The organism is Actinomyces procaprae, assembly GCF_004798665.1.
Taxonomy (GTDB): domain Bacteria; phylum Actinomycetota; class Actinomycetes; order Actinomycetales; family Actinomycetaceae; genus Actinomyces; species Actinomyces procaprae.
This window is the reverse complement of record NZ_CP039292.1, coordinates 2,804,801-2,826,943: the sequence shown is the minus strand read 5'-3', so window position 1 is coordinate 2,826,943 and position 22,143 is coordinate 2,804,801. Positions and strand designations below refer to the sequence as shown.

General features: G+C 70.6%; 16 protein-coding genes and 1 tRNA gene. 15 read left to right on the top strand and 2 right to left on the bottom strand.

Annotation, left to right across the window (positions count from 1 at the left end; translation table 11 throughout):
- The first annotated feature begins 286 nt into the window (after positions 1-286).
- Both E4J16_RS11575 and E4J16_RS11570 read left to right on the top strand, forming a co-directional pair.
- Positions 287-1,324, top strand: a complete 1,038-nt coding sequence (locus E4J16_RS11575; RefSeq protein ID WP_168709493.1) for an arabinan endo-1,5-alpha-L-arabinosidase — start codon at positions 287-289, stop codon at positions 1,322-1,324.
- 54 nt (positions 1,325-1,378) lie between these two features.
- Entirely contained in the window at positions 1,379-2,665 is a 1,287-nt protein-coding gene (locus tag E4J16_RS11570) for a UDP-N-acetylmuramate dehydrogenase (RefSeq protein ID WP_136314061.1), read from the top strand.
- A 72-nt stretch (positions 2,666-2,737) separates the two neighbouring features.
- On the opposite strand, the gene E4J16_RS11565 is transcribed toward E4J16_RS11570, so the two are convergent.
- Positions 2,738-3,757 (bottom strand): adenosine deaminase, encoded by a 1,020-nt coding sequence (locus E4J16_RS11565; protein WP_136314060.1) that lies wholly within the window; start codon positions 3,755-3,757, stop codon positions 2,738-2,740.
- Between the two features lie 135 nt (positions 3,758-3,892).
- On the opposite strand from E4J16_RS11565, the gene E4J16_RS11560 reads away from it, so the two are divergent.
- The 3 genes from E4J16_RS11560 (at position 3,893) to E4J16_RS11550 (ending at position 8,233) form a co-directional block, all read left to right on the top strand.
- Positions 3,893-5,140: a protein kinase family protein gene (locus tag E4J16_RS11560; protein WP_136192509.1), complete on the top strand. Its 1,248-nt coding sequence runs from the start codon at positions 3,893-3,895 to the stop codon at positions 5,138-5,140.
- A 169-nt stretch (positions 5,141-5,309) separates the two neighbouring features.
- Positions 5,310-6,815 (top strand): alanine/glycine:cation symporter family protein, encoded by a 1,506-nt coding sequence (locus E4J16_RS11555; protein ID WP_240038130.1) that lies wholly within the window; start codon positions 5,310-5,312, stop codon positions 6,813-6,815.
- Between the two features lie 248 nt (positions 6,816-7,063).
- Entirely contained in the window at positions 7,064-8,233 is a 1,170-nt protein-coding gene (locus tag E4J16_RS11550) for a mandelate racemase/muconate lactonizing enzyme family protein (protein ID WP_136314059.1), read from the top strand.
- Positions 8,234-8,279: 46 nt separating this feature from the next.
- Here the strand turns inward: E4J16_RS11550 and E4J16_RS11545 are convergent, their stop codons facing one another.
- The gene (locus E4J16_RS11545) at positions 8,280-9,494 is read right to left on the bottom strand and encodes a pyridoxal phosphate-dependent aminotransferase (RefSeq protein WP_136192507.1); all 1,215 of its coding nucleotides are present in this window, start codon (positions 9,492-9,494) and stop codon (positions 8,280-8,282) included.
- Positions 9,495-9,678: 184 nt separating this feature from the next.
- Here E4J16_RS11545 and E4J16_RS11540 point away from each other — a divergent pair.
- From E4J16_RS11540 to rpoB, 10 genes are all read left to right on the top strand, one after another.
- Positions 9,679-9,751, top strand: a tRNA-Trp gene (locus E4J16_RS11540).
- A 94-nt stretch (positions 9,752-9,845) separates the two neighbouring features.
- Positions 9,846-10,079, top strand: a complete 234-nt coding sequence (gene secE / locus E4J16_RS11535) for a preprotein translocase subunit SecE (protein WP_136192506.1) — start codon at positions 9,846-9,848, stop codon at positions 10,077-10,079.
- Between the two features lie 86 nt (positions 10,080-10,165).
- Complete coding sequence (gene nusG, locus E4J16_RS11530) at positions 10,166-10,876, top strand: transcription termination/antitermination protein NusG (protein WP_240038467.1); 711 nt, start codon at positions 10,166-10,168, stop codon at positions 10,874-10,876.
- A gap of 200 nt (positions 10,877-11,076) precedes the next feature.
- A complete protein-coding gene (gene rplK, locus E4J16_RS11525; protein WP_136192505.1) occupies positions 11,077-11,508 on the top strand; it encodes a 50S ribosomal protein L11 in 432 nt (143 codons plus the stop codon).
- 83 nt (positions 11,509-11,591) lie between these two features.
- On the top strand, positions 11,592-12,281 hold the full coding sequence (gene rplA, locus E4J16_RS11520; protein ID WP_136314058.1) for a 50S ribosomal protein L1: 690 nt from the start codon (positions 11,592-11,594) through the stop codon (positions 12,279-12,281).
- 234 nt (positions 12,282-12,515) lie between these two features.
- Positions 12,516-14,936, top strand: coding sequence for a serine/threonine-protein kinase (locus E4J16_RS11515; RefSeq protein ID WP_136314057.1), 2,421 nt, complete (start codon positions 12,516-12,518; stop codon positions 14,934-14,936).
- A gap of 133 nt (positions 14,937-15,069) precedes the next feature.
- A complete protein-coding gene (locus tag E4J16_RS11510; protein WP_136314056.1) occupies positions 15,070-16,680 on the top strand; it encodes an OmpA family protein in 1,611 nt (536 codons plus the stop codon).
- A 280-nt stretch (positions 16,681-16,960) separates the two neighbouring features.
- The gene (rplJ, locus tag E4J16_RS11505) at positions 16,961-17,482 is read left to right on the top strand and encodes a 50S ribosomal protein L10 (protein WP_136193745.1); all 522 of its coding nucleotides are present in this window, start codon (positions 16,961-16,963) and stop codon (positions 17,480-17,482) included.
- Positions 17,483-17,570: 88 nt separating this feature from the next.
- Positions 17,571-17,957 carry a 50S ribosomal protein L7/L12 gene (gene rplL / locus E4J16_RS11500; protein ID WP_136193746.1) on the top strand — a complete coding sequence of 129 codons (387 nt, stop codon included), beginning with the start codon at positions 17,571-17,573 and terminating at the stop codon, positions 17,955-17,957.
- 644 nt (positions 17,958-18,601) lie between these two features.
- A complete protein-coding gene (gene rpoB, locus E4J16_RS11495) occupies positions 18,602-22,120 on the top strand; it encodes a DNA-directed RNA polymerase subunit beta (RefSeq protein WP_136314055.1) in 3,519 nt (1,172 codons plus the stop codon).
- Positions 22,121-22,143: the final 23 nt, after the last annotated feature.

Genomic DNA, 22,143 nt, shown 5'->3' with positions numbered 1-22,143 from the left:
GGCATCATCGGCCCGCTTGATTTACAACGTTAGAAAGTATGGCATGTGACCGGCCGCACGTCAATACCGCAATTTGTGCTGGAATCATGCGGGAAACGCCGGGTATTGACAGGCTGGGCGAGTGCGTGCAGCATCGTCTATAACGATGTACCAAGGAGGGTGCGTGCCGCTGCGGGCCCGACCGGCTCGGTGGGGCTTGCCCAGGGGCGGGGCCCCTGCAGCCGTTCCCCGCACAACTTCGGGAGCAAACATGAATCGACGTTCGCTACTGGTTCTAGGAAGCTTGTTGTCGTCACAGGCAGTGCTTGGACTTGCTGGCGGATGCGCCGCGAGGTCGAACGCGGGCGATGCCGACCGCGGTCCGGCCGCGGAAGTACCCACCCTCGCCGGTGACCTGGCCGCGCACGACCCGGCGCTGTTGCTGGACGAGCAAGGCGCACCGCTGGCGGTCTTCTCCACCGGGGATGCGAGCATCGGGGGCGGTGCCATCCTGGTGCGCATCAGCGAGGACGGCGGTACCACCTGGGGGAAGCGAACCGGTGCGTGGCGCCTGGCCGACGAGCCCGCCTGGACGCACGAGGCGGTACCCGGGCTGACGAACTACTGGGCGCCCGACGTCGTCCGTGTGGGTGACGAGATCCGTCTGTACTACGCGGCTTCTACCTTCGGCTCCTCCCGCTCGGCAATCGGCCTGATGGCCAGCTCCGCCTTCGACCCGACCGATCCTCAGACCGGCTGGGAGGACCGGGGCGTGGTGATTACCTCCGGCGACGGCGAGGCCTACAACGCGATCGACCCCTCCGTCCTGACCGACGCCGACGGGCGCACCTGGATGGCCTTCGGCTCTTTCTGGGGTGGGATCTTCGCCGTGGAGCTGGGGCGGGACGGACTGCGCGCAGACCCCACCGCAGACCCCATTCGGCTCGCCGACCGCGGCACCGCGCTGAACGACGTGGAGGGGGCCGCCCTTGCCCGGCACCACGGGTGGTACTACCTGTTCGTCTCCTTCGGCAGCTGTTGTCAGGGAATCGATTCCACCTACGAGATCGCGGTCGGGCGTTCCGAGGCGATCACCGGCCCCTATCTGGACCGTTCGGGTGCGTCGCTCCTCGACGGCGGCGGTACGGTACTACTTAGCAGCCAGGGGAACATGATCGGCCCCGGAGGCGGGGCCGTGGCCGGGGACTGGCTGGTCCACCACTACTACGACGCCGACAACGGCGGCACCCCCACGCTGGCCCTGCGCAGACTCGCCTGGGACGACGACTGGCCGGTTCTGCTCAGCAGTGAGGAGTTGAGCGCACGTGCGCAGGCGACAGCCTGAGTGGAGGCGGGTCGCCTATCCTGCTCCTGCAAACACGACCCGAGCGGAGCCTCCATGTCACTACCCCCAGACGCCGGCCGCTTCGGCCTGAGCGCGCCCGATCCGTTGTCCGGCACCGAGGCGTGCACCACGCCGATCTCCGTGCACGCCGATCCCGCCGACTGGCCCGCACCCGTCCCCGCCCTCGCCCGCCCACTGGGATCCGCCGCCGGTTCGACCCCGTGCCTGGCCGAGCTGACCACCCTGCGGGTGGGTGGCCCGGTCGACAGCTACGTCGAGGCCCGCACCGAGGCCGAGCTGATCGACGCGGTCCGCCAGGCCGACGCCGCCGGAACCCCCCTGCTGGTGATCGGCGGCGGTTCCAACATCCTGGCCGCCGATGCGGGATTCGCCGGAGTGGTCGTGCGCGACGCCCGCCAGGAGGTCAGCCTGTCCGCGGATGACCGCTGCGGAGGCGTGGAGTTCACCGCCACCGCCGGCACCACCTGGGACGACCTGGTGCGCGAGGCCATCGCCAGCCACTGGGGAGGCTTCGCGCCCCTGTCCGGGATTCCCGGCACCGTCGGTGCAGCCCCGGTGCAGAACATCGGCGCCTACGGCGCCGAGGTCGCCGAGCTGCTCGCCTCCGTGCGCGCCTGGGACCGGGCAACGGGCCGGCCCGTCCAGCTCCCGCTGGCCCGTCTGCACCTGAGCTACCGCGACTCCGAACTCAAGCGCTCCCTGACCGACGCGGAGATCGGCGGCGGCCGCACCTGGGGCCCCACGGGCCGCTGGGTGGTGCTGTCGGTGACCTTCTCCGTGCGGGCGGCCTCCCTGTCCGCCCCCATCGCCTACGACCAGCTGGCCCGCACCCTGGGGGTCGAGGTGGGCGACCGGGTGGACGCCCGGGCGGTGCGCGAGGCCGTGCTGGAACTGCGCCGCTCCAAGGGAATGGTCCTGGACGACGCCGACCACGACACCTGGTCCGCCGGCTCCTTCTTCACCAACCCGATCCTCACCCGCGCCCAGGCCGATGCCCTCCCCGACGACGCCCCCCGCTTCCCGGTGGCCGACCACTCCCAGATGGTGGCCGGCACCCGGCAGGCGCCCGTCGTCGAGGGACTGGTGAAGACCTCCGCCGCCTGGCTCATCGACCACGCCGGCTTCGGCAAGGGCTTCGCCCCCGCGACCGCCGGGGCCGATCCTGCCGCCACCCTGTCCACCAAGCACGTACTGGCCCTGACCAACCGGGGCCATGCCCGCGCCGCCGACCTGGCCGGGCTGCGCGACGCCGTTGTCGCCGGCGTGCGTGAGCGCTTCGGCGTCACGCTCGTGCCCGAGCCCGTGCACGTCGGCTTCTAGACCCGGGCGGCTCCCGGGCCCCGACCGCCCGCGCACCGCCCGGCCCGCCGGCACGGGCAGGCGGCCCGGGGGTCAGTCGTCCGCCGCCAACCAGGCGTCCACCTGCGCCAGCCACTCCCGCTTGGAGGACGGCGACGCCAGCGAGGCCCGGATGGAGCCGCGCGCCAGCTCCGCCAGCGCGGCGTCGTCCAGGCCCTGGTCCCGGGCGATCTGGTACTGGTCCACCAGGCGCGACTGGAACAGCAGCGGATCATCCGCACCCAATGCCACCTGGGCGCCGTGCTCCAGGAGCGTCGGCAGCGGCACGTCGCCCGGCTCCCGGTACACGCCCAGGCACACATTCGACGCCGGGCACACCTCCAGGCTGATGCCCGCCGCCGCCACCGCGTCCAGCAGGGCCGGGTCCTCGCTCGTGCGGATCCCGTGCCCCAGCCGGGTCGGACCCAATGCGGAGACGACGTCGCGCACGTGCTCGGGGCCCAGCAGCTCCCCACCGTGGGGGAGCGAGGCCAGCCCGGCGCGGCGGGCGATGGCGAAGGCCGGCCCCCAGGAAGCGGTCTCGCCGGCCCGCTCATCGTTGGACAGCCCGAAGCCGACGACGGTGCCCGGCTCGTCCCCCGCATAGTGCGCGGCCAGCCGGGCCAGTGTGCGCGCCTCCAACGGGTGGCGCATCCGGGAGGCGGCCACGATCACGGCGACCTCGACCCCGGACAGGATGCTGGCCTGCCGGGCGGCGTCGAGAATGATCTCCAGTGCCGGGGTGATACCGCCCACGAAGGGGGCGTAGGAGGTCGGGTCCACCTGGATCTCCAGGCGCCGCGACCCCTCGGCGGCGTCGTCCAGCGCCGCCTCCAGCACGATGCGGCGCATGACCTCCTCGGTGACCACCAGGTGGCGGGCCGTGTCGTAGGCCCGCTGGAAGCGGAACCAGCCGCGGTGGTCTGCGGGCACGTGCAGCGGGTCCCCCTCCAGGAATGACGACGGCAGCCGGGCGTGGGCGGAGGACGCCAGTTCGACCAGCGTCTCCAGGCGCATGGAGCCCGTGAAGTGCAGGTGCAGGTGCGCCTTGGGCAGGGTGGAGAGGTCGCGCATGGCGGGATTGTGCCACCTCCTGCGTGACCCGCAGACCCGGGCCGTGCGGAGGCGGCGGCGGATGCCCACGAGCGCCGAGCGGATCGGGCCGCGCGTTCGGGTGGAGTCGGGCCCGCGGTGAGGCAGACTTGTCCCATGAGCACCGTCATGGCCGGACACGAGCCCGAGGAGGTCGCCCTGCTCACCGGTGCGCGTGCCGCCTCCGTGCTGGCTGCGGCGCTCGCCCCGGCGGGCCAGCAGCTCATGAGCTGGGAGGTCCACTCGGTGCACCACCGGCCCGGAGCCGGTGTCTCGGTCGGGTACACCGCCGTCGTCGCCCGGCCTGACGGCAGCCGCGCCACCGAGTACCTGTGCGCCACCACTGCGCGGCTGTCCAACCCGCAGGTCGCGGGCCTGACCCGCGTGGCCCCCACCGGCGGGGATGGGCCGGTCGTGCACGTCTGGCGGCACCCGGCGGACCCGGAACTGCCCGCGCTCGCGGTCGCCTGCACCCCCTCCCTGCTCTCCCAGCGGCTGGGCGCCCCCGTCAAGGCGACCATGGTCGCCTACCGGCCCACGCGCCGTGCAGTCGTGAGGGTGACCTATCCGGACTCCACCACGGCCTACGCCAAGGTGCTTCGCCCCAGCCAGTCGGCGGCCTTCGCCGAGCGGCACCGCATGCTGCGCGCGGCCGGCGTGCCGGCGCCGGACGTGCTGCGCGACGACCGGGACGGCCTGGTGCTGCTGTCAACCGGTCGGGGCGTGGCCCTGTCCGGGCTGCTCTCGCGGGGAATGGATGAGGCGCAGGCGACGCGCGTGTTCAACGGCCTGACCGTGCTGCTCGACTCCCTGCCCGCCGCCGCCCTGCAACTGGCCGCCCACCCCGCCTGGTCCGAGCGGGCCCGCCACTACGCGCACGCAGCCGCCACCGTCCTGCCCGAGCATGTGGGCCGTGCCCGCGCCATCGCGGAGGGGGTTGAGCAGCTGATGGCGGGCTCCGACCCGGGGCCGGTCGTCCCCGTGCACGGCGACTTCTACGAGGCGAACGTGCTGATGGAAGGGGAGCAGGTCGCCAGCCTGCTGGACGTCGACTCCCTGGGACCCGGGCGGCGCGTGGACGACTTGGCCTGCCTGCTCGGGCACGTCAGCGTCCTGGACCACCTCGCGCCCGCCTCCTACCCTCATCTGCGTCCCGTCCTGGAGACCTGGACGCGCCTGGCCGAGCAGCAGGTGGATCCGGTGGCGCTGCGCGCCCGCTGCGCCGGCGTCGTACTCTCCCTCGTTGCGGGCGCGCGCCGGGAGGACGGCGGGCCGTGGCGCGCCGATGCCGAGGGGCGTCTGGCCCGTGCCGAGTCGTGGCTGGCGCAGGCCCGGGAGATCCAGGCGCGCCGCGGCGCCCACTGAGGCGGCCGGATCCCGGCACGCGCCGGGGCCCGGGGGAGGGCCCGGGGACGCGGCGCGGCGCCGTCCCCGCCCTGCGGGACGGTCACGTTGTGGACACTCACATGCGCGAAACCGCACACCTGCGTAATCTGCGGCCGCGCCGGTGCCCGCCGGCTGAAAGGCAGAAACCGTGTTCCCCACGTCCTTGGCCAGCTCCGTAGTCTCCACGGCCTCCGTAGGCCCGCCGCCCGCGTCGGCCGGGTCGGCAGCGCTGCCGGCGGCCATGCGCCCGACCGATCTCAGTGAGGCCCTGACCGCGGCCGACGACTTCCTATGGGGCCCCTGGCTGCTCATCCCGCTGCTGCTGGGCACCGGGATCTGGCTGACCATTCGGCTGCGCGCCGTGCAGCTGCGCAAGCTCCTGCCCGCGCTGCGCTTCGCCTTGGTGGACCGCAGCGACGGTGAGGCGGACACGGCCGAGGGCGACATCTCCCACTACCAGGCGCTGACCACCGCGCTGGCCGCCACCGTCGGCGTGGGCAACATCATCGGTGTGGCCACCGCCATCCACCTGGGTGGCCCCGGTGCGCTGTTCTGGATGTGGGTGACCGCCTTCTTCGGCATGGCCTCGAAGTACTCCGAGGCCTTCCTGGCGGTGCGCTTCCGCACCACCGACGCCAATGGGCAGAAGTCCGGAGGTCCCCAGTACTACCTGCAGCACGCGATCAAGGGCCGCCTGGGCACGGTGCTGTCGGTGTTCTTCGCCGTGTCCACGCTTTTGGCCTGCTTCGGCATCGGCTCCATGACCCAGTCCAACTCCGTGGCCGCCCAGCTGGAGCACTCCTTCGGGGCGGATCCGGCGCTGGTCGGCATCATCATGGCGATCGCCATCGGCGGCGTGCTCCTGGGCGGTATTGAGTCCATCGGCAGGGTCACGGCCGCATTCGTGCCCATGATGATCGTCTTCTACGTGGGCGGCTGCCTGTACATCCTCGCAGTGAACATCACGGCGATCCCGGCGGCGCTGGCGCTGGTGATCTCCAGTGCCTTCACCGGGCACGGCATGGTGGGGGGATTCGCCGGCTCCACGATGCTCGCGGCGCTGCAGTTCGGGGTGGCGCGCGGCATCTTCTCCAATGAGTCGGGCATGGGTTCCGCGGCCATTGCGGCCGCCGCGGCCAAGACCAACCACCCGGTGCGGCAGGGGCTGGTGTCCATGACGCAGACCTTCATCGACACCTTCGTGGTGGTCACCTGCACGGGCCTGGTGGTGCTCTCGACGGGCGCTTGGACGGGTGACGACCCGGCCACCATGACCGCGGCCGCCTTCACCACCGGCCTGCCCGGGCAGTGGGGCCACTACATCGTCTCGGTGGCGCTCATCTTCCTGGGATCCTCGACGATTCTGGGCTGGGCGTACTACGGCGAGCGCTGCGCGGTGCGCCTGGTCGGCGTCCACGGGGTGCTGCCGTTCCGCCTGTTCTTCACCGTCCTGATCTTCCTGGGCACCGTCACCAGCCTGGAGGACGTGTGGACCTTCGCGGATATCGCCAACGGCCTGATGGCCATCCCCAACCTGCTCGGCATGGTGCTGCTGTCCGGCCTGATCGCCAGTGAGACGAAGGCCTACCTGGCTCAGGACCCGCGCCTGCGCCGCCCCGGGGACGAGTTCACCTCCATCCCGGTGAAGGCCTAAGCGGCGCAAAAGTGTCCATCTGTCGGAGTTTTCAACCGAGGTCAGCGCCGGTTTCTTTTGGATACCGGCGCTGACCTGCGTAAATGCTCAGCGGCTCGTGACCTCTCGGGGCGCCATCCGCTCAAAGTTGCGACGAATGGACACCTTTCCAAGGCGGAGGCGGTCGCGGGTTCCCCCCGCAGGGCACAGGCGACCTGATCCGCGCGGCTACACTGATTTGTGTCCCCCAGGCATGTGAAGGATGTTCAATGAGGATCGTCTCCGCTCACGTCGGCACCATCCCGATCAGTTCCCCCATCCGCAACGCCTACATCGACTTCAGCTCGATGGACTGCTCGATCCTGGCCCTGGTCAGCGACGTGATCGTCGACGGTCGGCCGGTGGTCGGCTACGGCTTCAACTCCAATGGCCGCTACAACGCCTCCGCCATCCTCGAGCAGCGGCTGCTGCCCCGCCTGCTGGCCGCCCCCGAGGCCGAGCTGCTCGACGACTACGGCGCACTCGCCCCCGAACGCGCCTGGCGGGTCATGCTGCGCAATGAGAAGCCCGGTGGCCACGGGGAGCGCTCCGTCGCCGTCGGAGTGGCCGACATGGCCCTGCACGACCTGGCCGCGAAGCTCGCCGGCGTGCCCCTGTACCGCTGGATCTCCGACCACTACGGCGACGGCAGCCCCGACGCCGATGTCTTCGTCTACGCCGCCGGCGGCTACTACGCGCCGGGCAAGACCCTGACCGACCTGTGCGACGAGATGCGCCGCTTCCTCGACGCCGGATACCGGGTGGTCAAGATGAAGATCGGCGGCGCCCCACTGGATGAGGACCTGCGCCGCATCGAGGCGGTCATCGACGGCGTCCTCGACGGCGACGGCTCGCGCCTGGCGGTCGACGTCAACGGGCGCTTCGACCTGGACACCGCGCTGGAGTACGCCCGCGCGCTGGAGCCCCTGGGCCTGTTCTGGTACGAGGAGATCGGCGACCCGCTCGACTACGCCCTGAACGCCGTCGTCGCCGAGAACTACCGACGCCCCATCGCCACGGGAGAGAACCTGTTCTCCATGCAGGACACCCGCAACCTGCTGCGCTACGGCGGCCTGCGTCCGGACCGCGACTACATCCAGGTGGATCCGGCGCTGTCCTACGGGCTGACCGAGTACCGCCGCGTCCTGGACGTGCTCGACCGCCACGGCTGGTCCTCGCGCCGCTGCATCCCGCACGGCGGGCACCAGTTCTCACTCCACATCGCCGCCGGCCTGCACCTGGGCGGCAACGAGTCCTACCCGGGCGAGTTCCAGCCCACCGGAGGCTTCACCGACGACGCCCAGGTCGTGGACTCCCGTGTGGCTCCCGGCGAGCTGCCGGGCATCGGCCTGGAGGGCAAGGCGGAGTTCTACTCCGTGCTGCGGGACTTGCACTCCTGAGGGGGCCGCGCCCGGCGGCTCCGGGCCCTGTGTATCCGCTTCGGGCTCAGTCGACCTCGGCCAGCAGCTGCTGCATGCGGGTGACGCCCTCGGTGATGGCGTCGTCGCTCATGGCGTAGGACAGGCGCAGGAAGCCGGAGGGGCCGAAGGCCTCCCCGGGCACCACGGCCACCTCCGCGTACTCCAGCAGCAGGTCGGCCAGCGTCGCCGAGGAGTCGATCACGTGCCCGCGCAGGGACTTGCCGATGAGCGCCTCCACGCTCGGGTAGGCGTAGAAGGCGCCCTTGGGGGTGGGGACCTTGACGCCGTCGATCTCGGCGAGCATGGACACGATCAGCTGGCGGCGGCGGTCGAAGGCGGTGCGCATGTGCTCCACCGCGGACAGGTCACCGCCCACGGCGGCGAGGGCCGCGCGCTGGGAGACGTTGGCCACGTTGCTGGACAGGTGCGACTGGAAGTTGGCGGCCGCACGGATGACGTCGGAGGGGCCCATCATCCAGCCCACGCGCCAGCCGGTCATCGCGTAGGTCTTGGCGACGCCGTTGAGCACCACCGTCTGCTCGGCCAGCTCGGGCACGAGCGCCACGATGTGGGCCGGCTGGGCGTCGTCGTACAGGAGGTGCTCGTAGATCTCGTCGGTGACGACCCAGATGCCGTGCTCCAGGGCCCACTGGCCGATGTGGGTGAGCTCCGCGGCGGTGTAGACGGCGCCGGTGGGGTTGGACGGCGAGCACAGGAGCAGCACCTTGGTGCGCTCGGTGCGGGCGGCCTCGAGCTGCTCCAGCGTGACCTTGTAGTCCTGGTCCGCGCCGGCGAACACCTCCACGGTGGTTCCCCCGGCCAGGGCCACGACCTCGGGGTAGGTGGTCCAGATCGGGGTGGGCATCAGGACTTCGTCGCCGGGGTCGACGAGCGCGGCGAAGGCCTGGAAGACGGCCTGCTTGCCGCCGTTGGTGACCAGGATGTCCTCCGGTGAGACCAGGTAGCCGGAGTCGCGCAGCGTCTTGGCGGAGATCGCCTCGCGCAGCTCGGGCAGGCCCTTGGCGGGGGAGTACTTGTGGTTGACGGGGTCCTGGGCGGCGGCGACGGCGGCGGCCACGATGTAGTCCGGGGTGGCGAAGTCCGGCTCGCCTGCGCCGAAACCGATGACGGGGCGCCCGGCGGCGCGCAGCGCCTTGGCCTTGGCGTCGACGGCGAGGGTGGCCGAGGGGGAGATGGCGGCCAGACGGGCGGATACACGGCTCCTGGGTGCAGTACTCACGGCTAGATAGTCTCATGCGCGCGGCCGGGCGCCGCAGTGCCGTCCCGCTATCCGGCCCCGTCGCATGGGCGGGGTGGTGAGCCTCTCGGGCGGTCGGGGCCCGGCGGCCGGGCCGACGTGGCGCAGCCCACGGAGTTCGAGTTCGGCATTTGCCGTTGGATGTGGCAAGATGGGTGGCCGCTGAAGGGCAGTGGCGCAATTGGTAGCGCACCGGTCTCCAAAACCGGCGGTTGTGGGTTCGAGTCCCGCCTGCCCTGCTGAGAACGGCGGATCTGTCGGGAGATCCCGTCGGTTCCGTCTTCTCGCCCGTCAGGGCATGATCGAGCCGTCGACCCCGAGGATTACGAGAGCATGAGCGATACGACCGTCGCCAAGGGCGCGCGGAAGCAGAGGCGTGGCCCCTTCTCCCGTATTTCCCTGTACTTCCGGCAGGTGATCGACGAGCTCCGCAAGGTGGTCTGGCCCACCCGCAACGAGTTGTGGACCTACTTCGCGGTGGTGGTCGTCTTCATCCTGGCGATCATGCTCTTCACCGGAGCGCTCGACGCCGTCTTCGACCGGCTCGTCATGTGGGTCTTCGCCTGAACGCCCGGTCCACCAAGCATTCGCCGCAAACGTAGCCGTCGCAGCCACATTCAGCCCGAGGAGAGAGAAACATCGTGTCTGAGGAGATCATCCCCGAGGAGACCGACGTCGTCGTCGACGACGCCGAGCCCAGCAACGCCCCGGCCGACCCGGTCGAGGAGTTCCGCAAGCAGATGTCCTCGTTGCCCGGCGAGTGGTACGTGCTGCACACCTACTCCGGCTATGAGCGCCGTGTTGCCGCGGACATCATGGCCCGGGCGGAGAACTTCGAGCTGGAGGACTACGTCTTCGACGCCGTCGCCCCGATGGAGACGGTCATCGAGGTCAAGAACGGCAACAAGAAGAAGGAGGTCTCGCGGGTCCGCATCCCCGGCTACGTGTTCGTGCGGATGGACCTGGACGACCCGGAGACCTCCGAGCAGGTGTGGCGCACCATCAAGGACACGCCCGCCGTAACCGGCTTCGTCGGCGACCGTTACGACCCCGTCCCGCTGACCTTCGAGGAGGTCGTCTCCCAGCTCGGCCCCACCCCGGAGGAGGTCGCCGCCAAGCGCGCGGCCGCGGCCACCGCCGCCCCCGAGGAGGGCGCCGGCACCCAGGTCGTCGCCGACGGCCAGGTCTACGAGGTCGCCTTCTCCGTGGGCGAGTCCGTCATCGTCACCGACGGTCCCTTCGAGTCGCTGCCCGCCACGATCTCGGAGATCCACCCGGACACCCAGAAGCTGCAGGTGCTCATCTCCCTGTTCGGCCGTGACACCCCGGCCGAGCTCGCCTTCAACCAGGTGGCCAAGATCTGACCGCCGCTCCCGCCCCCCGCCGCGAGGCCGGGGACGGGGACTGCGGGCTGGCGCCTGTGAGACCGCCCACCGGGCCTCTCACGGGCGCGCACGCGGGTCTAAGATGGGCGCTCGCGTGCCGGTACGCCTCCGCGTACCAACGCAATCACTCGCTGCACGGCAGGTGTGCAGCAATCCGGACAAGAAAGACCAAGTTACCCATGGCTCCTAAGAAGAAGGTCGCCGGGCTGATCAAGCTCCAGATCCAGGCCGGCCAGGCCAACCCCGCCCCGCCGATCGGCCCCGCGCTCGGTCAGCACGGCGTGAACATCATGGAGTTCTGCAAGGCCTACAACGCTGCGACCGAGTCCCAGCGCGGCAATGTCGTCCCGGTGGAGATCACGGTTTACGAGGACCGCTCCTTCACCTTCGTGACGAAGACCCCGCCGGCCGCCGAGCTGATCAAGAAGGCCGCGGGCGTCTCCAAGGGCTCCGCCACTCCTCACTCGGACAAGGTCGGCTCGCTGAGCCAGGCCCAGGTGCGTGAGATCGCCGAGACCAAGATGCGCGACCTGAACGCCAACGACGTGGACTCCGCCGCCAAGATCATTGCCGGCACCGCCCGCTCCATGGGCATCTCCGTCGAGGCCTGACCCTCAGGCCCCGGCCACCAAGAACAAACCATGCGTGGAAGGGTCTGCGCGGCCCGTTCACCACGACTGCCAAGGAGAAGCAGATGACCAAGCGCAGCAAGGCTTACCGCGCCGCCGCGGAGAAGATCCAGTCCGGGATCCTCTACACCTCGGCGGAGGCCGTTAAGCTGGCCAAAGAGACCTCCGTCACGAAGTTCGACTCGACCGTCGATGTCGTCTTCCGCCTGGGTGTGGACCCCCGCAAGGCCGACCAGATGGTGCGCGGCACCGTGTCCCTGCCGCACGGTACCGGCAAGACCGCCCGAGTGGTCGTCTTCGCCCAGGGCGAGCGGGCCGAGCAGGCCCTCGCCGCGGGCGCCGACGAGGTCGGTGCGGATGAGCTCATCGCGAAGGTCGCCGGCGGCTACACCGACTTCGACGCCGCCGTCGCCACCCCCGACCTCATGGGGAAGGTCGGCCGCCTCGGCCGCGTGCTCGGCCCCCGCGGCCTGATGCCCAACCCCAAGACCGGCACCGTCACCATGGATGTGGCCAAGGCGGTCACCGACATCAAGGGCGGGCGCATCGAGTTCCGCGTAGACCGCGCCGGCAACCTGAACTTCATCATCGGCAAGACCTCCTTCACCGAGGAGCAGCTGGCCGAGAACTTCCAGGCGGCGCTGGAGGAGGTGCTGCGGCTCAAGCCGTCCGCATCCAAGGGCCGCTACATCCTCAAGGCGACCATGGCCACGACCATGGGCCCCGCCATCCCCATGGATGTCGCCAAGCTCTGAGGCTGCGGGCGCGCCGAATGCGAGCGCGCGCATCGAAGTGCACCGAGCCTATTGAGGCGGTTTGAGGCATTCTGAGTCGGCGGGTCGACCCCATGCGGGGTCGGCCCGCCGCGCGTGTGGGTTAGCGGCGCTGAGCGGATTGACATCTGATAGATATGTTCTGTCTAGGATGCTGTTGTATGAGGCAGGAATGACGTCCCCTGCCGCTTGGTACCACCCCGAGGAGATGCCCAGATGGCCCCGAACGATCCCGCACAACGCCTCGGCAGCGCCTACGTGCTGGATACGCGCATCGGGGCCGGTGCGCAGGGAGAGGTCTGGCTGGCCCACCGCACCGAGGCTCCCGACGCTCCCCTGGCGGTCAAGCTGCTGCGCGCGGACCTGTTGGAGGACGAGGGCGTGATCGAGCGCTTCATCCGGGAACGCGCCACCTTGATGCGGGTGTCGTCCCCGTACGTCGTCGGGGTGCGCGACATGGTGGTGGAGGGCAGCCGCTTCGCGATTGTCATGGACTATGTGGGCGGGGGCAACCTGCGGCGCCTGCTGAGCGAGCGGGGCGCGTTGCCGCCGGCGGAGGTGGCGCGTGTCGGCGCCAAGCTGGCGCATGGACTGGCCGCCGTCCACGAGGCCGGCATCGTCCACCGCGATATCAAGCCCGCCAACGTGCTCATGGACGCCGCGGCCGCGGGGGCCGATGCCGGGGAGTGGACTCCCCGACTGGCCGACTTCGGGGTTGCGCGCATCTGCGACACGGTGGCGTCCTCGCACGCCACCGGGGCTATCGGCACGCCGCTGTACATGGCGCCCGAGATCCTTGACCCCGCCGCCCCGACGCCCGCGGCGGACGTGTACTCCCTCGGCGTGCTGCTGTATGAGGCGGCCTGCGGGATCACGCCGTTCGTCGGCGCGCCCACGCAGGTGCTGGCCCAGCATGCGCGCCGCGCCCCCGGCCGGCCCGGAGGCGTCCCCGACGCACTCTGGTCCGTCCTGGAACGCATGCTCACCAAGCAGCCGGAGAAGCGTCCCGGAGCCCTGGAGGTCGCCGCCCTGCTGGAGGCGGCCGCCCCCGCGCTGGCGGGGCTGCCCCCGGCGGCGCGCCTGTCCGCACCCCCGCCGTCGGCGTCGGCTCCCGCCCCCTATGTATGGTCCGACGACTTCCTTCCCGCTGCCGCGGCACCGGTCGACGGCGGCGCGCCGGGCCCGGCGACGGCGCCCACGGCCCCGTTGTGGACCGAGCCGACCGTAGTGGCCGGCGACGGCGGAGTCCCGCCCCTCCCCGAGGCCCAGATTCGCACGCGAACCGCGTCCTCCCCGCAGTCCTCGCCACAGTCCGCGGCATCTTCACCGAGGGTGGCCGCCTCGGCCGACTGGGCCCCGCCGGACACGGCAGGCGGGTCGGCCAGCCGCGCGCCGGGGCGGCGTCGGGGCCGGCGCGCGCTGCTCGGCGCGCTGGCAGCCGTCGTGGTGGTCGCCGTCGCCGCTGGGGGGCTGCTCATCTGGCGGCTCCGTGCCGCGGGCGCGCCCGCCCCGACGGACGTCACGGCCCTGCCCGCCCGGGCGAGTGCGGTCGAGCTGCAGCGCATGACGGGTGTCAGTGAGTATCGTGTCTCGCCGGACCACGCGGCCGTGGCGGCGCAGACCAGTGCCAACTACTGGTCGCTGTATGACCTCGGGGCGGCGAACCAGGCCCCGGTGTGGGCCGGGGACTGCGACTCGGCCGGGTTCTGGACCTCCGCCACCTTCCTGTGCCTGCGGGATGAGAAGGTGCAGCTGATCGGCCTGGACGGAATCGACACCGGCGATGCGCTGTCGCTGGACGGCCGCACCCTGCTGGGAACCACCGGCCGGGCCGCCATCGTCCGGGAAGGCGACTACTCGGGCTCGTTGGTGGCCCTGCACTCCAACGGCGAGCAGATGTGGCGGACCGACGGCGGCTTCCCCGGCGCCCGGGTGAGCGCCGGCTTCGTGGTGACCTATGAGACCGGCTCGGAACGGATACTCGTGCTCTCAGCAGATACGGGGCAGGTGCTCCTGTCCAAGCCGGTCGAGGACGCCCCCAGCTTCGACTCCGCCCTTCCCGGCGGCGTCGGCACGGACGTGGGCGCGCAGGCCTTCTACGTGGTGGACGGCGACTCGGTGACCGTCTACGACGCCGAGGGCGCCGAGGTCGGCACCGTCACCGGGGCGGGGGAGCGGGCGGCCTGGGCCGTCTCCTCCGAGGTGACGGCGGAGCAGCTTCTGGAGCTGCTGCGCGCCACCGCCCAGGACGGCGGGGTGCAGGTGCGTGGCGGCGGTGAGACCGCGGCCATCACGGTGGACACGCTCGCCTGCACGGCCACCGGCCCCGGCGCGGTGGCTTACGCCGTGCCCGAACGCACCGCGGGGGAGGCCTGCGTCATCAGCCCGGAGGGGCTGGTAGGCGGGGACGACGGCGTGCTGTTCACCATGGGGCAGCCCTCCTCGCGCACGGAGGCCACCGGCGACAACGTGATCGCCTACGACCTCGGCGGCGGTGAGCAGCTCTGGCAGGTGCCGGGCACCCTGGTGGCGGTGGTCCCGCCGTCGGACAACGCCGCCGGCAGCGCCGCGGGCGCGCCCCGGGTGCTCGTGTCGGCCGACGATGAACTGGTGATCTACGGCATCGTCAAGGACTGAGGCTGCGCCGCCGGTGGCCCGGGCGGGCGGCTCACGGTATGGTCAACCCAAGTTGTTACCCGGCCGGATCAGTGCCGCCGTCGGGCCCTGGTGATTGGCGGCGCAGCACGGGTGAAGCGAAGGGAAGGAGCCCATGCACAACCGATCTCGGCGCGGCGTCGGCATCCGCCTGCCCCGCCGTGCGGCGCTGGCGCTGCCCGCACTGCTCGGTGTGGGCGCCCTGGCCTCCTGCGCGAAGGAACGGCCCACACCGGTTGTGAAGGCGACCGGGGCCACGTCGGCCGGAGCCTCGGCGTCGGCGGGCACGGGCGGCGCGGTGCCGGTCCGGGCGACCCTGCTCGGGCAGGAGGTCACGCTCGCCGTCGGCCCCGTGGTGCGTACGGAGCACGAGGGCGAGGAGCTGGCGATCCTGCCGATTCATGCCGATTCGGCTGACGCCAACACCGCGCCGGTGCGCCTGGGTGAGCGCCTGATCGGCTCGCTGCTGTCCTCCCTGGCCGACTACAAGCCGCTGCGACTGATCGACACCGCGGGATCGCGCCTGTGGTCCACCACCAGCCGGCAGGTCCTGTTCACCGAGCTCCGGCCCGGACGGAGCCAGGATCTGCGGGCGACCTTCGGGCCCGTCGACGTCGACGCCGTCACCGTGTTCCTCTCGGGCTTCGGCTTCGCCGAGGTGCCGGTGGTGGATGCGGACGCCGACGGCGCCCCCAGGCTCGACGTGGCCGCCATTGTCGAGGCCGCCACCCCGAATGCCGCATTGCGCGACCCCGTCCCCCTGGAGCGCTATGCGGAGGCGCTGGACGGCTCCTCCAGCGGCCTGACCACCGACGAGGAGACCACCGTCGACGTCTCCAGTGACGTCACCTTCGGCTCCGACTCCGCCGAGCTGTCCGCCGATGCGGACGCCGTCCTTACCGGGGTCGCCCAGACGATCGCCGAGTACGACGGCGGTCAGCTGGAGATCGTCGGGCACACCGATGACGTCGGCGACGACGCGCACAACCAGACCCTCTCCGAGCAGCGCGCGCAGGCCGTATCCGACCGGCTGGGTGAGCTGACCGACCTCGGCGCCTGGCAGGTCGCCGTCTCCGGGAAGGGGGAGGGCGACCCCAAGGTGAGCAACGACTCCGATGCGCACCGGCAGGCCAACCGGCGCGTCGAGATCATCATCACCCCCACCGGCGGCACCGACGGCTCCCTGTCCCGGTCCGACGTCGACACCGCCCTGCCCCCGGCGGCCGGCCCGGAGGGGAGCGGACCCGAAGGCATCACCGTCGACGCGGTGGCTCCGGACACGGGCCAGCTCGTGGTGTCCCTGGAGCGGGTCACGCGGCGGGACGGGCTGCTGCTCGGGGAGCTGAGGCTGCGGGGCGGGAAGGGCGGCTCCGTGGCCGCCTTGAACCTCGGCTGGCTCAATGACCCGGGTGAGGCGCTGGCGAACGCACGCGGTGAGCTCGGCGGCCTGACCAGCGTGTTCTCGGCCGGCGGGTTGACCCTCCTGGCCGGCTCCGACCGTGTGTATCCGGTCGACTATCTGCTCAAGGGCGCCAGTGCGCACCGCGCCCTGACCGAGCTCGACCTGACCGATGAGCTCGCCGAGGGGGAGGAACTCACCGCATGCGTGGTGTGGCCGGACACCGGTGAGGACACCGTCGTCGTCGACCACCCGGGGGGTAATGCGGACGACGGCGTCGTCGCCTACCCGTGGAGGCTCACCGGCGTGCCGGTAGTAGCCGACTGAGCGCATGCGGCCGCGGCGGGAGGGCGGGGTGACCGAGAGCACCGCGGCTTGCCTGCCGGGCGGCTTGCGCCGCGAGGGAGGAATGCGTGTATCGTGGCGCCTGCCAAAGACCGCAGGTCTCCCGCGCAAGCGGGGCCAAGTCCGCATGAAGCGGAGCCGGCGCAGGTGAGAACGAGCCCGACCGAGCCCTCGGATACCCGAGTGCGGTCATGAGCCCCGTGCCCACCGGCGCGGGGCTTTTTCAGTGCGGAGCCTGTGGCAGACCACGGAAGGAGGGCCCATGGCAAGGCCTGAGAAGGACGCGGCTGTTGCACAGCTGGCGGACAAATTCCGTGAGGCCAACGCCGTTCTGCTCACCGAGTACCGTGGGCTGAGCGTCGCCGACCTCAAGGAACTGCGCCGCTCGCTCGCCGGCAACGCCGAGTACACCGTGGCGAAGAACACGCTAGCCGCCATCGCCGCCCGTCGCGTCGGACTCGACGCGATCGTGGACGACCTGAAGGGCCCCACCGCCCTGACCTTCGTCACCGGTGAGCCGGTCGAGGCCGCCAAGGCACTGCGTGACTTCGCCAAGGACAACAAGAACCTCATCGTCAAGGGCGGCGTCATGGACGGCAACGCCCTGAGCGCCGACGAGGTCGACAAGCTCGCCTCGCTCGAGTCCCGCGAGGTCCTGCTGGCCAAGGCCGCGGGCGCTGTGAAGGCGTCCCTGTCCAAGGCCGCATACCTGTTCGCCGCGCCCGCCTCCAAGGCGGTGCGCACCGTCGACGCCCTGCGCGAGAAGCAGGAGAACGCGGCCTGAGCCGCGCGCGCCACCAACCCGAAACCGCCCTGCGCTCTGTGACTCTAAAGGCAGCGCAGGATCTCTTTTCCAGGAAGGAACGCCCATCATGGCGAAGCTGACCACCGACGAGCTCATTGAGGCCTTCAAGGAGCTCTCCCTCATCGAGCTGTCCGAGTTCGTCAAGGCCTTCGAGGAGACCTTCGACGTGACCGCCGCCGCCCCGGCCGCCGCCGTCGTCGCCGCCGCTCCCGGTGCCGCCGCCCCGGCCGCCGAGGAGGAGAAGACCGAGTTCGACGTCATCCTCGAGTCCGCCGGCGACAAGAAGATCCAGGTCATCAAGGAGGTGCGCGCCCTGACCTCCCTCGGCCTGAAGGAGGCCAAGGACCTCGTCGAGGCCGCCCCCAAGGCCATCCTCGAGGGCGCCGCCAAGGACGCCGCCGAGAAGGCCAAGGCCCAGCTCGAGGGCGCCGGCGCCACCGTCACCCTCAAGTGAGGCCTTCCCCGACGCCGTCGGCCCCGAGCCGACGCCGGGGGATCGCATAAGCACCGACGTCGCCCCGACCGCCATGCGTGGTCGGGGCGACGCCGTTGTTAGGGCGCGGGGCGGTCACTGAAGGCGCGGGTAGGTCTTTCAGCACGCGGGTGGGTGCGCCGGGGAGCTGCTCCGAGAATGCGTTGCCGGGACGGGGCGTGCTGCGGGTCGGCAACGCCCGCCCTGGTTGGACCGCTCACGCGCGGTTGGACCGCTCACGCGCGGTTGGACCGCTGTAACCCGTGGCTACGGCGGTCCAACGGGGGCTCAGGGGTCCAACGGGGGCTCAGGGGTCCAACGGGCGCCACTTCTACCGATCTCGGCACGTAACATCTACCGATCTCGGCGAAAGGGGGGTGGCGGGGACAGGGCAGTATGGGGGATTGTGGCGGGAATCGCAAGGAGGAACGCCGCCGCGGCGTGGATCGGGGCTTGGTGACCGTGTAGGCTAGCTCTTCGCGTACCTTGTGTGTACTGGCTCCAATGGTGCTGCCCGACGGCCGGCCCGACCAGCCGGCCCTCCGTGAGGGGATAGGGGAGTTGCCGCAGGGGCATGTGCCGTGAGTGTACGCAGAGTGATCCCCGAGATGAGGGAAGGATCCCCTTTGGCTGCCTCGCGCACCTCTGCACCAACTGCTGCTGACATCGCCGCGCGCACCGCGTCGCGCCGAATCAACTTCGCCAAGATCGCCGAGCCGATGCAGGCTCCGAACCTTCTCGGCCTGCAGACCGAGAGCTTCGACTGGCTCGTGGGCAACGAGAAGTGGCGCGCCCGGGTGGACGCCGCCAACGCCGCCCAGCCGGGCTCGCTGCCGGAGACCTCCGGGCTGGAGGAGATCTTCGACGAGATCTCACCGATTGAGGACTTCGGCCAGACGATGGCGCTGTCCTTCCATGACCACCGCTTCGAAGAGCCGAAGTACACCGCCGAGGAGTGCCAGGAGAAGGACCTGACCTACTCCGCGCCGCTGTACGTGGTGGCGGACTTCGAGAACTTCACCACCGGTGAGATCAAGTCCCAGACGGTCTTCATGGGTGACTTCCCGCTCATGACGGACAAGGGCACGTTCATCGTCAACGGCTCCGAGCGCGTCGTCGTCTCCCAGCTGGTCCGCTCCCCGGGCGTCTACTTCGAGCGCACCACCGAGAAGGCCTCGGACAAGTACGTCTACAACGTCAAGTTCATCCCCTCGCGCGGCGCCTGGCTGGAGTTCGAGGTGGACAAGAACGACCGCGTGGCCGTGCGTATCGACCGCAAGCGCAAGCAGGACGTCGCCGTCTTCCTGCTCGCCCTGGGCCTGGACGAGGCCGAGATCCGCGAGGAGTTCAAGGACTACCCGGCGCTGACCACGGCCCTGGACGAGGACCGCAAGGTCACCACCCAGGACGAGGCGCTGCTGGACATCTACAAGAAGATCCGCCCCGGTGAGCCGCCGAGCGTCGAGGCCGGCCGCACCCTGCTGGAGAACTTCTACTTCAACGCCAAGCGCTACGACCTGGCCAAGGTCGGCCGCTACAAGATCAACAAGAAGCTCGGCCTGACCGCGGACCTGAACGAGTCCGTGCTGCGCATCGAGGACATCGTCGCCGCCATCAAGTACCTGCTCGCCCTGCACGCCGGCGCGGAGACCATTGAGGGTGTGCGCGACGGTGAGATCGTCGACGTCGCCGTCGAGTACGACGACATCGACCACCTCGGCAACCGCCGCATCCGCGCCGTCGGCGAGCTCATCCAGGCACAGGTGCGTACCGGCATGAGCCGCATGGAGCGGCAGGTGCGCGAGCGCATGACCACCCAGGACGTCGAGGCGATCACCCCGAACACCCTGATCAACATCCGGCCCGTCACGGCCGCGATCAAGGAGTTCTTCGGCACCAGCCAGCTGTCCCAGTTCATGGACCAGAACAACCCGCTGGCCGGCCTGACCCACAAGCGGCGCCTGTCCGCCCTCGGTCCCGGTGGTCTGTCGCGTGAGCGCGCCTCCATGGAGGTCCGCGACGTGCACACCTCCCACTACGGGCGCATGTGCCCCATCGAGTCCCCGGAGGGCCCGAACATCGGCCTGATCGGCTCGCTGGCCACCTTCGGGCGCATCAACCCCTTCGGCTTCATCGAGACCCCCTACCGGGTGGTGCGCGACGGCCAGGTCACCGATGAGACCCACTACCTCACCGCCGACGACGAGGACCGCCACGTCATCGCCCAGGCGAACGTGGAGCTCACCGCGGACGGGCACTTCGCCGAGGACCACGTGCTGTGCCGCGTCACCGGCGGCGAGCCCGCCCTGGTGCCGGCCTCGCAGGTGGACCTCATGGACGTCTCCCCGCGGCAGATGGTCTCCGTGGGTACCTCACTGATCCCCTTCCTCGAGCACGACGACGCCAACCGCGCGCTCATGGGCGCCAACATGCAGCGCCAGGCCGTGCCGCTGATCCGCCCCGACGCTCCGCTCGTGGGCACGGGCATGGAGCGGCGCACGGCCGTGGACGCCGGTGACGTGCTGGTCGCCTCCAATGCCGGCGTGGTCACCGAGGTGTGCGCCGACTTCGTGCGGGTGGCCAACGACGACGGCACCGAGACCGTCTACAAGGTGGCCAAGTTCCGCCGCTCCAACCAGGGCAACTGCTACAACCAGCGCGTGGTCGCCTCCGAGGGTGAGCGCGTGGAGGTCGGCTCCGTGCTGGCGGACGGCCCGGCCACCGCCGACGGCGACCTGGCCCTGGGCCAGAACCTCCTGGTCGCCTTCATGACCTGGGAGGGCCTGAACTACGAGGACGCGATCATCGTGTCCCAGCGCGTGGTCGCCGAGGACGTTCTGACCTCGATCCACATCGAGGAGCACGAGGTCGACGCCCGCGACACCAAGCTCGGTGCCGAGGAGATCACCCGCGACATCCCCAACGTCTCCGAGGAGGCGCTGGCCAACCTGGACGAGCGCGGCATCATCCGCATCGGCGCCGAGGTCCGCAGCGGCGACATCCTGGTCGGGAAGGTCACCCCCAAGGGTGAGACCGAGCTGACCAGCGAGGAGCGGCTGCTGCGTGCGATCTTCGGGGAGAAGGCCCGCGAGGTGCGCGACACCTCCCTGCGCGTTCCCCACGGCGAGTACGGCATCGTCACCGGCGTGCGCGAGTTCGACGCCTCCTCCGAGGACGCCGAGCTGCCCGCCGGCGTGAACCGGATGGTGCGCGTGTACATCGCCCAGCGCCGCAAGATCACCGTGGGTGACAAGCTCTCCGGCCGCCACGGCAACAAGGGCGTCATCTCCAAGATCCTCCCCGTGGAGGACATGCCCTTCCTCGCCGACGGCACCCCGGTTGACGTCATCCTCAACCCGCTGGGAGTGCCCAGCCGTATGAACGTCGGTCAGGTGCTTGAGCTGCACCTGGGCTGGGTCGCCTCCCGCGGCTGGGACGCCTCCGCTGCTCGCGCCGCCGGTGCCGAGTGGGCCCGGCGCCTGCCCGAGAACGGCGTGTCCGCCGAGCCCCGCACCCCGGTGGCCACCCCGGTGTTCGACGGCGTGCGCGACGACGAGCTCATGGGCCTGCTGGACTCCACCCTGCCGGGCCGGGACGGCGTGCAGCTGGTGCGCCCCGACGGCAAGGCGCAGCTGTTCGACGGTCGTTCGGGCGAGCCCTTCCCATACCCGATCTCGGTCGGCTACATGTACATCCTCAAGCTCCACCACCTCGTGGATGACAAGATCCACGCCCGCTCCACCGGTCCGTACTCGATGATCACCCAGCAGCCGCTGGGTGGTAAGGCGCAGTTCGGCGGCCAGCGCTTCGGCGAGATGGAGGTGTGGGCCATGGAGGCCTACGGCGCCGCCCACGCCCTCCAGGAGCTGCTGACCGTCAAGTCCGACGACGTGGCGGGCCGCGTGAAGGTGTACGAGGCCATCGTCAAGGGCGAGGACATCCCCGAGCCCGGCATCCCCGAGTCCTTCAAGGTGCTCATGAAGGAGATGCAGTCGCTGTGCCTGAACGTCGAGGCCCTGGATGCCGAGGGCAATGCCATCGGCCTGGACGACAACGAGGACGACGGCCGGCGCGCCTCCGAGGAGCTCGGCTTCGACCTGGGTCGTCGCCCCGGCGGCAACGCCGTGACGGTGGACGAGATCTGACCCCCAATGGCTCCGGGGGGAGT